At 45.0% G+C, this 13,574-nt stretch carries 8 protein-coding genes; 4 read left to right on the top strand and 4 right to left on the bottom strand.

Annotation, left to right across the window (positions count from 1 at the left end; genetic code table 11):
- Positions 1 to 8 precede the first annotated feature (8 nt).
- From IPJ71_00990 to IPJ71_01005, 4 genes are all read left to right on the top strand, one after another.
- A complete protein-coding gene (locus IPJ71_00990) occupies positions 9 to 3,509 on the top strand; it encodes a fibronectin type III domain-containing protein (GenBank protein ID MBK7842260.1) in 3,501 nt (1,166 codons plus the stop codon).
- Positions 3,510 to 3,639: 130 nt separating this feature from the next.
- Complete coding sequence (locus IPJ71_00995) at positions 3,640 to 4,335, top strand: DUF547 domain-containing protein (protein MBK7842261.1); 696 nt, start codon at positions 3,640 to 3,642, stop codon at positions 4,333 to 4,335.
- A gap of 360 nt (positions 4,336 to 4,695) precedes the next feature.
- The gene (locus IPJ71_01000; GenBank protein MBK7842262.1) at positions 4,696 to 5,622 is read left to right on the top strand and encodes a chemotaxis protein CheB; all 927 of its coding nucleotides are present in this window, start codon (positions 4,696 to 4,698) and stop codon (positions 5,620 to 5,622) included.
- The gene (locus IPJ71_01005; protein ID MBK7842263.1) at positions 5,553 to 9,410 is read left to right on the top strand and encodes a PAS domain S-box protein; all 3,858 of its coding nucleotides are present in this window, start codon (positions 5,553 to 5,555) and stop codon (positions 9,408 to 9,410) included. Before IPJ71_01000 ends, IPJ71_01005 begins: the two co-directional genes overlap by 70 nt.
- Positions 9,411 to 9,844: 434 nt before the next feature.
- On the opposite strand, the gene IPJ71_01010 is transcribed toward IPJ71_01005, so the two are convergent.
- The 4 genes from IPJ71_01010 to IPJ71_01025 form a co-directional block, all read right to left on the bottom strand.
- Entirely contained in the window at positions 9,845 to 9,991 is a 147-nt protein-coding gene (locus IPJ71_01010) for a helix-turn-helix domain-containing protein (GenBank protein MBK7842264.1), read from the bottom strand.
- Positions 9,992 to 10,259: 268 nt separating this feature from the next.
- On the bottom strand, positions 10,260 to 10,454 hold the full coding sequence (locus IPJ71_01015) for a hypothetical protein (protein ID MBK7842265.1): 195 nt from the start codon (positions 10,452 to 10,454) through the stop codon (positions 10,260 to 10,262).
- Between the two features lie 164 nt (positions 10,455 to 10,618).
- Complete coding sequence (locus tag IPJ71_01020) at positions 10,619 to 12,646, bottom strand: hypothetical protein (GenBank protein MBK7842266.1); 2,028 nt, start codon at positions 12,644 to 12,646, stop codon at positions 10,619 to 10,621.
- A gap of 207 nt (positions 12,647 to 12,853) precedes the next feature.
- Positions 12,854 to 13,495, bottom strand: coding sequence for a thioredoxin domain-containing protein (locus IPJ71_01025; protein MBK7842267.1), 642 nt, complete (start codon positions 13,493 to 13,495; stop codon positions 12,854 to 12,856).
- Between the last annotated feature and the right edge of the window lie 79 nt (positions 13,496 to 13,574).

A 13,574-nucleotide genomic window follows, 5' to 3' on the forward strand; every position in this document is an offset into this window, starting at 1 on the left:
GCCTTGCATTGAGTTCATTTTTTTCTGAACTTGAGACATTGAGCTTAGCTCCTTGTCTGTCGACGAGGCGAGAAGCCACTGATAGTCAGCAAATTTTCCTAACCACATTGTTTTTTGCCATTATCATTTTTTTGATGGGATGTGATAACACCATCAAGGGGACGATGGGCAAATCTGATGCAGAGGTTGGAGGAGTCCATAGTAAGCTTATTATGTATAGTGGTTCATCGCTAACCTTGTCTCTAGCTGAGGGGGATTCCTATTCCATTTCTGTGTCATTTAATAGAAGGTCAGCAAAAGATCTGAGCGTAGATTGGACTGTGGGTGGAAGTGGCCAGTTTACGACTCATCAGGGATCTGTTTTGATTTCTCCAAACTCTTCCGGTTTTGAAATCAACCTGTCAACGATTGATGACTCTGTGAGTGAGGGAACTAAATACTATTCGATGTTTATCCTTGGACCGCCATTTGAGTTTCAAAACAGCATTCTTTTGCTTGTTGAATTGATCGACGATGATACCAGCCCTCCCCCAAATCCCGCTTCCCCTTCGGTCATTATCGACTCGACTTCGAGCATGACTCTCTCTTGGGTTTCGGGAGGTGGAACCACGGTCGATTATCGCATCGCCTACCAACCGGGAGGAACTGCTCCTGTAAATTGCAACTCCGGAACTGTCGTATCTGAATCCTCAATTAGCGGAACGTCACATCAGGTTACAGGTCTTGCTCCATCGACACAGTATTCGTTCCGTATTTGTTCGGTCAATGGGAATGACACCCCTGACGTATCGAGTGGCGTTACGGTTTCAGGGGTGACGAATACTCCTGCCGATACAACAGGGCCTGGAGCTGTCATCTGGAGTTTTAAGCCAGACAAATTGAACTCTCTTGCGACCGAAAAAGTATTTTTGTCTTGGTCAGGTCAGGGGATAGATGCAGAATCAGGTGTTCGCGACTATCGCGTCGAGCAGTTTAGCAACGGAAATTGCTCGGGATCGCCCGCATCCACAGTTGCTCAAGCTGAAGCCAGTGGATGGTACAATCTTTCGATGGGAGCGAATTCAATCCGCGTTACAGCTTACGATAAAGCGAATAACCTGGGAACCCCGGATTGCTCGGGTGGTTTGAACCTCGTGGCTGCTGGTCCCATGGTAACGGGTTTTGGAACAAACGGGGTGAAGTTTTTTGACACTTCGTATGGCAGTTCTGGGTTTGTGGATTCTCTTGCACTTTCAAATGATCAGATTGTAGTCTGTGGGAATTTTTATGTCGGATCGAGATCTCGGCCCCTCTTAGGAAAACTTAACACCGACGGCAGCTGGGATACCTCATTTGGTGAAAACGGAACTGGTTATCGCGGTCTTCTGCTACCCTTGAATCAGGGCAGCGAATCAGTGTGTGAGAAGATTGATCTGCAGACCGACGGTAAAATAATTCAAGGCGGCTGGGATGAAGGTCAAGGCCTTGGGTTTGTTGCGAGGTACAGTTCAAGTGGAGTTCTGGATGGAACTTTTGGAGATGGAGGCTTGAAGATTCTGCAATTAGGATCAACCCGGACAAGAATCCAGGCAGTTAGAGTGCTCTCGAGCGGAAAAATCGCAGCTGCTGGAATTATCAATGACGGTGCAAATGACGATGCCGTGGTATTGATGTTGAAAGCGAACGGAGAATTTGACACCACATTCAATGGAACGGGATTTATGTCATTTGATAATTCCGGTCTTGAGACTCGGGCTCTTGCAGTGGCTGAGGGGCCGAATGATTCGATTCTGGTCGCGGGTGAAACAAATTCATCTAATCAGATATTTGTCGCTCGAATCAATTCGGCAGGGAGTCTTGATTCTGGTTTCGGTTCGGGTGGGATAACCGTATCTGATCCATCAGGAGGGGGCGATCAGCTATACGATTTAAAAGTTTTGGGAGACGGCAGGTTGTTGGCGGCAGGGACTTCTTCCTGGTGTGGTCTCCTTGTCCGATACGATCAAAATGGCGCTCTTGATGCGACCTATGGAACAGGCGGGTTTGCCTCCGAATGTAGTGCTTCAGAAGTTTTTTATAGGGTCTTTCCTGTGAGTGGGGGGAAGGCACTGGCCATTGGGTCGGACTCCTTGTTTGTTGCCCGTTTTTTATCAGACGGGAGCCTTGATATAGGATTTGGAAATAGTGGAATCAATGAGCTGTGGTCACCTAACTCAAATGCCAGGGGACTTAGCGGGGTGATATTGAGCACTGGAGAAATTTTTGTGGTAGGGTATGGGTGGGTCAATCGTTTGGACGGTGAAACTCTTGTTGGCGTGTACAATAGTGACGGAACCGTGCTTGGCAGTTTTGGTGTGAGCGGATTACGAAGTTACATGAATTTTGGAAAGGCTCAGGAAACCTTATCTAGTTTGAAGGTGATGCCGATTACCGATAAGATCGTTTTGGGATTTTCGGTTGAGGACTCTTCCAATGGATTTAACTACGGCCTGTTGCGAACAGATTTGAACGGAGTTTTAGATGCCACTTTCGCCAGCGGAGGAAAAGGTATTTTCGATGTTTCCAACGGGGCTGGAGATAATTTTGATCAACTCATGAACATGTTTCTTCATGCCGACGGAACGCTGACAGCCGCAGGGATAGGTTGGCAAAATGGTTCCGATATGTCAGTAGCGAGGTGGACTCCTGCCGGAATTTTTGACATCACATTAAATGGAACTGGCCAGAAAAACTTGAACCAAGCTGGCGGGCAAAATTCTTTCGGCATGACCGTTCAGTCTGATGGAAAGACAATTCTCACCGGTTACAGTGGGTCGGACGTGCGAGTGGCGCGGTTGAATACAGACGGGTCCTTTGATACATCTTTTAATGGAACAGGATATGCGACCACAAATTTTGGAAGTACGACCTGGGAAGGGGGGTATGCAGTTGCCGTTCAGACGGATGGTATGGTTGTCACTGTGGGAGCGAAAGATGAGGATGCCGGGGTTATAGCTCGATACACAACAGGAGGGGTCTTAGATACGGGATTTAATACAACGGGAAAGATCACGGTCGATCGAGGAGGCCGAGAATTCTTGACCGATCTATCAATTCAAGTCGATGGTAAGATACTGACTTTTGGAATTGAGGGCGCAAATTTTGTTTTGTCTCGATATAATACCGATGGATCTGTGGACACCTCGTTTGGAGGCTCATTGGGGTACACTCGAATTACTTTGCCTGGAGGTCCAACAGAATGTGACAGCGCACGCATGCTTGTCCTGAGTGACGGTTCTATTATTCTGACGGGTTCAGTCAGGTACAGCGGAGTCTATCGGGATATTGTGGTGGCAAGATTAACAGCGTCGGGTGTCTTGCATTCATCCTTTAATGGAGGTGCTGGAATTCTCGTTTTAAATCTCGGTGGGCACGATGATAGCGCCGTTGAAGCCGGAGAAATGAGTGACGGGAGTGTGGTCGTTGGCTTTAGAACGAACCGCGACATTCAATATGATATCGGAGTTTTAAAGATTTCGCCAAATCTTTGAATTGACCGCTCTTCAAAGAAATCTAGAATAGAATCAATATGAAGATGATGGGGGTTCAAATGAACAATTTTTTAAACTATTGGTATTTTCTTGCTTTTCAATCCAGGCATTTGCCTTTGATCACCCACATGTGAAGTGGTCCGATGTATTGAAAAAATATCAGAACAATCAGGGGTACGTGAGTTATAAAAAGTTGAAGGAAGATATATCCCTTGATAAGAAGCATGATTTTTATCTGTATCTCACTGAAATTCAGGCGGTGAAGCAGCCCGAGTATGATCGCTGGACCAATGATGAGAAGAAAGCGTTTCTGATTAATTCATACAACGCACTCACTTTAAAATTAATTGTCGAGCATTATCCTGTCGCGAGCATTAAGAAAATCGGTGGATTCTTTACGAAGCCGTGGAGCATCGAGTTTTTCTCGCTCCTTGACGGAAGAATCAAGAAGCTTGATCCAATCGAACACGAGTGGTTGCGCCCGACCTTTAAAGACTATCGCATTCATGCAGCCGTAAATTGTGCCTCAGTATCGTGTCCTCCGCTTCGGAATGAGGCTTTTGTCCCATCTCAATTAGAGGCCCAACTTGATGATCAAATGAAGCTATGGCTCAACGATAAGACCCGAAACCAAATAAGTTACCAAAAGAAGGTATTTAAGATTTCAAAAATATTTGATTGGTACAAGGCGGATTTTGAAGATTGGGGTGGCGGAGTGGCCGAGGTGATAGCAAAATATGTGGCCAATCCTTTGCGTCGGGACGTGTCCAGTCAGATTAAAGTTCAATATTTGCCTTATAACTGGGACCTCAACGAGGCGAAGTGATCAAAAACAAAATGGACTAAGAATCCCTTCTTTCTAAAGTTAATTTATCATTAAGAAAAAATTCCAATTGAAGAAGAGATAACAAAAATCTGCTTCTTTCACAGTCAAAAGGCACCACACGCGTGGCGGCCATTTTTGCTTTCTTTTTGTGCTCTACCTCCTCTTCTCTTTTTTATATCCTTCTTTGTTTTAATATTATGTTCTCAAATCTTTTCTGATATACTCGACTTTTGTTTCTTAGAATAGCTGATTGGTGTTGGTCTAAAAGGCCGTGAATTTTTTGCATTTATAGGCGTATTTTTTTGTCTCATGCAGGGCGACTGATGAGAGGAAGGCGAATTGGCGAAAAAAAAGAAAAGCATGAAAAAGCAGACCTCTCGAAAGATCTCTGTGCGCAAAGTTCCTGGTGCAGGTCCACTGCCTGAGAAGGTGAGACCTCAAGCAGTGAGGAGGGCTAAATCTTCCAGTCCTGCCTCGCATCAAAAACAATCCGAGCGAGCTAATTTTCCAATTGCTGCCATCGGTTTCTCAGCAGGTGGATTGCAGGCACTTAAAGACGTATTCTCTTACCTTCCTGTCGAAACAGGAATGGCATTTGTGATCATACAGCACCTTGACCCGAAGCATGGGAGTATGTCACGAGAGATTCTTTCCAGGTCAACGAAAATGCCCGTTATAGTGATTGAGGAGGGAATGCGGGTACGACCCAATCATGTTTACGTGATCCCACCAAATTGTAATTTAGGTCTTTCAGATGGGGGGCGTTTGCAGATTCTACCCCGCGCTGAAACGCGTGGCCAGCATATGCCCCTGGATTTCTTTTTTAGAAGGCTCGCGGAGGAGCGCAAGAGTCAGGCTATTGGGGTTGTCTTGTCTGGAACGGCTTCCGATGGAACGCAGGGATTGATTGCGATTAAGAATGAAGGTGGCATCACGCTTGTTCAGGATCCTCGAACGTCGAAATTTGACGGGATGCCTCGAAGTGCTATTGCTTCCGGAGCCGTTGACTTGATTTGTCCTCCCAAAGGAATTGCGGCTGAACTTGCTCGAATTGCCAGGCACTCCTATGTCGCCTCTAGGACGGGGAAAAAGATAAGATTGCTCCTCATGAGAAGCCTGAAAGCCTGGCTAAGATTTTTTCTCTCCTTCGAGCTCATACAGGTGTTAACTTTGCCCATTACAAAAATAGCACGATTCAAAGACGCTTGGCTCGAAGAATGTTGCTTCAAAAGACTGAGGACCTCAAGGAATATGCGGACTATCTTGAAAAAAATCCTGGCGAGGTGAGAGATCTTTTTGCGGATCTCCTCATAAACGTCACGACTTTTTTTCGGGACAAAGATAGTTTTGAGGCGCTTAAAACTCATGTCCTGCCCAAATACATGAGGGGCCGAGATCCAAGTGTTCCCTTTCGTCTATGGGTAGCTGGCTGCTCAACTGGCGAAGAAGTCTATTCTCTGGTCATGTCACTGCTGGAGTTTCAGCGTGATTCGAAGTCCCTGACCCCCATTCAGGTGTTTGCATCAGATATCAGCGAACAAGCCTTGCAGAGGGCTCGTTTGGGGGTTTATCCAGATTCCATCTCGGAAAATGTTTCTAAAGATCGTTTGGAAAAGTTTTTTGAAAAGGTGGAGAGTGGAGGATACAAGGTCGCCAAGAAGCTTCGCGACATTTGTCTCTTTTCGCGTCATGATGTGACTCGTGATCCGCCGTTTGCGAAAGTGGATATGATCTCGTGTCGCAATGTTCTCATTTATTTCGATGCGGAACTTCAGAAGACTGTCCTTCCGATTTTTCATTATGCCTTGAATCCAGGTGGCATTCTCTTTCTTGGGAAATCAGAATCTGTGGCTGGTTTTTCTGATCTCTTTTCAGTTGCGGATAAATCAAATAAAATTTGCCTTAAAAAAGGTGTTACAACGCCACTTAAATTACAGATGTCACTTTTGAGGCCGAATTCGTCCGAAAGAGTTAATACCGGGATTTCTCGAGTCGAAGCTTTGCCAGCTCGAGTTGATTTGCAGAGAGAATCGGACCGGATTGCCCTGGCCAAATATGCGCCACCAAGTGTTGTGATCAATGAGGCCTTAGAGATTATTCAGGCGCGAGGCCGCACGGCCCCCTTCCTTCAGCTCTCGCCGGGACATGCAAGTCTCAATCTCTTGAGAATGGCCCACCCAGAATTGAGCGCAAAACTAAAAAAAGCAATCCAGACGTCACGCGCGAAAAGTGGACCAGTAACTCAGGAAGGTTTGCAGATTCATGATGAGGGTAGAACAAGATTTCTAACCATTCATGTGGTCCCTATCCCAGCCTTGCCGATGATCAAAGAACATTACCTCACAATTTTTTTTGAGGAGACTGATCATGGGACGGAGCAGTCACGTTCAAGTGAGAAGAAGCAGCAAACTCGTGAGGAGTTCAATAAAAGTAATAGGCGAAAACAGAATACGCAACGCCCCGCCGGCCACAACTGTCTCGAACTAGAAAAAAAGCTTTCAGTTTCTTTGGAGTACCAGCAGTCTCTCATTGAGGAATATGAGACTTCGCAGGAAGAACTAATTGCCAGCAATGAAGAGTTGCAAAGCACAAATGAAGAATTGCAGAGTACGAATGAAGAGCTCCAGAGTAGCAATGAAGAACTGGAAACGGCGAAGGAAGAACTGCATGAAGAACTGCAGTCTGCGAATGAAGAACTGATAATGGTTAACGATGAGGTGCAAACAGCAAATATTGAAATGGTCCAACTCAACAACGATCTCTCTAATTTAATTGCAAGTGTCGACATTCCTATTGTGATGATCGGTGCAGATGGACGTATTCGCCGCTTTACCCCAAAGGCCGGTAAAGTTCTGAAATTGATTTCTACTGATGTGGGTCGCCCTATTGGCGATATCAAACCGAGTGTTCAGATTGGGGATCTCAGTGAAATCGTCTCTGAAGTCATTGAATCCATGAGGGTCAAGGAGATTGAGGCACAGGACGATAAGGGTTATTGGTATCGCCTGCATGTGCGACCCTATAAAACAGAGGGCAATAAAATTGAGGGCGCTGTCGTGGCCCTCATCGACGTAAATACTATAAAAGTACATTCAGAGAGTCTCAGGAAGGCTGCGGATGATTTGAAACGTGCTCGTGATGATGCCGCTTCAATCATTGAGGCTCAGCCAATTCCCTTGCTGGTCGTTGATTCTGATAAGCGAGTGCTATTGGCAAATGAGATATTCTACGAGACCTTTAAGGTCACGAAGTCACAGACGGAGGGACGAAAAGTTTTTGAACTTGGCTCTGGTCAGTGGAATAATTCAAGATTGTTGGAACTTTTACGACTCGTTCTTGTTGAGGGTTCGAAGTTTCAAGGCTTTGAAGTGGAACATGAGTTTCCTGAAATTGGATTTAAGACAATGTTAGTCAGTTGCAGAAGGGCTGAGCTGGAAGGGTCAGGTAAGACGGTCGCGCTTTTCGCGATTGAAGATATCACTGAACGGCAATATGCGATCAGGGCGCTCAAGGATTCTGAAGAAAAGTACAGGACACTTGTAAATACGGTTAGGGATTATGCCATTTTTATGCTGGACACCAAAGGAAAAATTGTCAGCTGGAATCACGGTGCCGAAAATCTAACGGGATACATGGCAGAGGAAATTGTCGGAAAGACAAATGCTCTTTTCTATACCCCTGAATCACTAAAACAGGGGCTCATGCAGAGGGAGCTTGAGCAAGCCACGGAGCAAGGACGTTACGAAGTTGAGAATTGGCGCCTGCGTAAGGATGGTTCACGGTATTTCGCAAATATTATTACTTCCGCATTTCACGACAGTAAGGGAGAATTGAAAGGATATATCAAGATTATTCGGGATATATCCGAGCGAATAGAGGTTGAAAGAGAGCGAGCGAAACTTTTGCTCAAGGAAAAGAAGGCAAATCAAGCCAAAGACGAATTCTTGGCGACACTTTCACATGAACTTCGTACTCCACTTTCGATCATTCTTTCTTGGGCGCAGATGTTACAGCTAGGTCACCTCGATGCCGAGAAGGTAAAAAAGGCGCTGGAAACCATAGAACGAAGCGCAAAGGCTCAGAGTCAGTTGATCGATGACCTATTGGATATTTCAAGAATTCAGGCTGGTAAACTGAATTTGAAAGTTCAAAAAGTTGAACCCGAAAAGGTCATATCAGCTGCGGTGGAATCGACTCGAAATATGGCCACCAACAAGTCGATCGAAATTGAGACGACTATTGATTCATCGATAAAGTTTATTTATGCTGATCCCACGCGCTTGCAGCAAATCTTGTGGAATCTCATTGCCAATGCGATCAAATTCTCCCATCCGGGCGGAAAAATATGGATTAAACTTGGCCAAGTGGAACTCCCTACAGGTAGGCATAATCTAATTGAGGTGCGAGATAATGGGAAGGGGATCAAATCGGAGTTCCTTTCGACCATTTTTGAACGTTTTATGCAGGTAGATAGCTCGAGCACGCGCGCTTATGGTGGTCTCGGCTTGGGACTCGCGATCGTCCGGATGCTGGTCGAGATGCACGAAGGGAAAGTTGAGGTCGAGAGTGAGGGAGAGGGGCTGGGTGCAACTTTTAGGGTTTTGCTTCCAGAGAAACTGAACGCAAAGGTAGTTAGGACAGCGGGCGCGGCAGAGGCAGAGGCAGAGGCAGAGGCAGAGGCAGAGGCAGAAGTGAGGCTTGATGGCTTTCGAATTCTTCTAGTGGATGATGAGCCGAGTGCGAGAGAAGCTTTTGGTCTTATGCTGCAAAAATTCGGAGCGCAGGTGAAAGCAGTCGGCTCATCCACTGAGGCTGTTACGGCCCTCGAAGAGTTCAAGCCAGATATATTGGTCAGTGATATCGCCATGCCGACTGAGGATGGGTACAGTCTCATAAGAAAGATAAGGGCCTTGAAATCCAGATTTGCGCAAATTCCTGCTCTTGCGTTCACGGCTTACGCTGGACGTGAGGATGTACAACGCGCGCTTTCAGCTGGCTTTCAGTCCCATGTGGCAAAGCCAGCTGATGGACGCAAGCTGGCCTTAGCTATTTCCAAATTGGCTGGGAGTCGTTAAAATTTCTAAACTGGCCTGCTTGATTGTTGTTCCAAACTCCTTTTTGGAAGCTTTCACTGTCAGATGATTTGATGTTTGTGAAAATCCACATGAAGGTCAATATGATTTTTAAGTCTCTTGGGATCCTTTGTTGTACACCAGGTTTTACGGATGAGGCGATTGATGTTGGCTCTGAGTACGGCGTAGGTTTGATTGAGAGTGAACAGAGGATCTAATCCGATTTTTTAAAACTCCCCCTGTCCTGCCACACAGCCCCTTTTCCCTTTGTGGGCCTTGTGAGTGGCCTGAGGAAACCAATTCGATATCGATGGCGGGTAGTGAGGACTTTTCATCAGAGTAAATGATTGAGTTATCATGGTTGCTGAAGGGGGTTTGCATTTTGTGTGCTCGATCGTTTCAAGATCATCAAACTGAAACTCAGTGAGAGGCTGGAGTTAATCAAAATTCTTCTGATTTCCTATTCTCGACCAGTGGGCAAGAAAAAGAAACTTTCGAACGACAGTAGTTCGACTGATTTTCAAGAGCTTAGCTACCTTTCTTTGTGAGATTCCCGAGCAGAGAAGTTCAAAGACTCGTGGGATGAGACGACGCTTTTATTGTCGATAGCATTTTTGTCTGGTGGCTTCTGAAAACGTGCGTCGACATTGCTTGCAACGAAATCTCTTGAGTCGGCGTCCATCCGATTTTTTGAAAAAGGACCCGAACTTCGGATGGCGATCATGGGTAAATGAACAATGGGGGAAAATTCGCTTCATAGCAAAGAAGAGAGGCAAATACCTCGCCAACTCGTGGGAGCTACGCTCTGCCAACCAACATTCTAGTGAGCCAGTTTGAACAAAATACGTTTCGCTAGTTCCCTTCCATTGCGTCTTGACGATACTCATCTCGAATCTGCCGAAGCTCATGTTTCTTTTTCTTGAAATCAAATATAACGCCCTCGGTGTTCTTGAAAGGAATACTGGTGCTAGAATTTCCAAGAAGACTTGAATCGCTGGAGCTGAAAGCGGAGGCAGCAGGAGATTTGCAGGAATCATGGTCCCACACCTTTCCATTTGGGCACAAATAAACGCAGGTTCGACTGACAACTGGGAGAGAAGAATTGCAGTTCTCTGGGAGAGTAGAAAGGACGTCTCGGGTTTCCTGTCCACTGGCGTCGCAAGCGTTCCAGTCAGAATAAGTAAATGTGCAGGGAATGAGAGTTCTGTTTGTTAAGAGAGCAGATTTGGAAATAGTAGCAATTCCTGACCCCAAACGCCAATGTAAATATGGTGTTGGGTGGGGATGATTTTTCTAACATCAATCCCATAGAGTCCTTCATTGTTTGACGTCCAGGTTTTCCCACTGTCTTCGCTAAAGAAAAAACCATTTTCTCCCCCAGCGTAGATAAGATCTTTTTCAAATGGATCGTAGATGGAGTTAAAGTGAAATCCAGCATCAATTCCAGGTTTGTCTGGGTCGGCGTAGGAAGTGATAGTTTGTGTTGATATTTTGTAAAACGAAATATTGTGAGTTGGTGATCCAGAGTAGGTCCCTATAAAATTTGTGATCATCAATTCATCTGTGTCAAATGGATTAAAAGACATGGATTTAACATTTACTGTGGGCCAGTTCATCTTGGACCACGTGGCACCTCTATCCGAGGACAAGTATAACTCACGTTCCGATGTCATAACGGCCATTCGAGATCCGTTCAGTGGGTCCACAGCAATAACAAATGGCGTTCCAGGAGTGGAGATACCTTTCTTGTCAAGATCCGCAGGATTTGTGGTCATTCTAAAAGAAAGAAGATTTTTTGAATTATTGCACGCAACATAAGCGATTTTGGGACTTGACTGGTTATCGAATCCAACTGTATTAACAGCGGTAAGAGGAGTAGGAATGCACGCCCTATCCAGAAAAATCTCCTTATTGGGGTACTCGACAAGACGAACGATACCGCCCATAATCCAGTCAGATTGAACGTGGAGACTGTTATCGTCTAAAACTGAATCGAAAACTGAGACTTCACTGCCGAAATAATCACTCCACTTAGGACCACTTGATACAACAGCCATGTGATCTTGAAAACCAAGCAAAAAATTGGGTCTACTCTGAAGGGAACTGGTATTTCCCGCAAGGGTAAATGAATAGGTTTCGGTGTAATGGTCTAGATTGTACTTTTTTGTAATATGGTAGGGTTCGGTAGAAATATCCACTTCAACGAGACCGTTATCCGATGGGACAAGAACTTTTGTCGCTGATAGAAAATAAAACTGATTAATATCCCAAAAAGCATTGGCAACAGTAATAGCACCCGTTGGTCCGCCGCTCAATTGAAAAAAAGAGTTGCCTCCGTCCCGAGAAAACGAAAGACTTCCCACTGATTTGGAAACAATAAGAGTTCCAAATTTCCACGCAACTCCACCCATATATCCAATATCGTTAATTTTTCTCCAGGCAGTTTGTCCGACATCTCGTTTGAGAAGCTCAATCGTGTAAGTGGATGTGCCTTGAACGTAAGAAAGACAATAGAGATTTCCATTTTCATCAATTGTTGTTTGGCGATTGCATTTATCACCAATGAGGGTCCAAGTAGAGCCTTGATCTTTGCTCTCAAAAAGACCTTTTTGAGCGTCAACAACGTAGATATCGTTATTCTTGCTGACAATAAGATCCCAAAATTGCTGACCTGGTGGCAAAATGGAGTGTTCCTCCCAATTGATGCCATTGTCTGATTTGAGGATTTTCTTATAAAGGAGGGCCCATATTTTGTTATTTGTGTAGCCTTCAATTTTTCTGACCTGGCTTCCCTTATAACGTGATTCCCATCCTGTTTCTGATGAATTCAATTCGTAAATACCATCGGTCGTAGCGATGTAGATTTTATCGCCAATCCTTTTTGTGTCCCATACGCGACGGGCAGAATGGGAAATCAATCCCTTATTGATCGGAACAAAGTTCGGACGGCTATCAATCTGTTTGAACATGCCCCCGGATGAAGTGCTGATTATCAAATTGCCATTGGCTAAAACAGACACGCTGGTGGATCTACCGGAGGAGGGGCCAATCAGTTGCCATGAATTTTTCGGAGCATTAAGTGGGGAAGAAGGCTCCTCTGGCGGGGATTGGTTCTCGATTGAGCTTCCTAAGCCTTTTCCACTTCTAACTTGAAATCCTTTTTCACAATTCTGATAAACCACCGAAGAGGCGACTGCAAAACAAAAAACGCCCACAAAATAATAAACTCTTTTTTTCATAAAAACCTACCACTTCATCTTAGGATATCTATTCGAATTTAGTTAGAATATTACAGTATCGACTTAAATCATAGTCAACCAGTAACATTTGGCTTTTAAAGGGTCAGCTGCTCACCAGTCTTTGTCTCCGACCTTGGAGTCATCATGCAATGAATTGCGCTCTCAAGCGCATGGGTTACAGTTCTGCCATGGTACACAGGTAAAATATCAACGGACTTTTGGGACTGAAGAAATAAAAACTTTTTCTAGCGACCCAAAATCGTGGGCTCCCTCCAAGACAGTACCATTGAGCAGAACGACTGGCACCCCGTTGAAGTCAAACTCGCGAAACTCCTTCATATCATCTTCAATAATCCTTTTGATCTGGTCGGATTTTATTTCTTCAAGCAATTTCACCATATTTACCCCAAGCTTCGCTGCTGCCTTCTTCAAAAAATCATCTTCGGCAATGCTCGTTTGATTTTGAAAAACATATTCGAAAAACTTCACTGCCTTTGTCTTGTCTTGCATTCTGATTGCCTCAAAATATTGAGCAGCGGGATAGGCCATTTTGTGGAAACTCAGAGGCATGTGCTTAAAGTAAAACTGGATCTTACCCTGATGTTTTTCTTTAAATTGGTTCAATCCCTCAAAGGCGGTTCGGCATGCGGAACATTCGAAGTCGGCATACTCGACGATTGTTATTTCGGAATTCGCACTTCCGAGAAGTCTTCTCTCGCTGTCTAGCCGTGGTCCTTTAGGATTTTTAGCCGCCCTCAATTGTTCGACCTTGACTTCCGCTTGGCGAGTTAAGCCTGTGGCACAACCACTCGTCCAAATCAATGCAACTAAAGCACTGAGCTTAATCATACTCCTCCCTTACTATCGATGATATATGTTTTCAGCCTATTGAAGCCTGAGTGTGTCGTCAATGAATGTCGTCATTTAA

This window comes from Bdellovibrionales bacterium, assembly GCA_016714165.1.
Lineage (GTDB): Bacteria > Bdellovibrionota > Bdellovibrionia > Bdellovibrionales > UBA1609 > JADJVA01.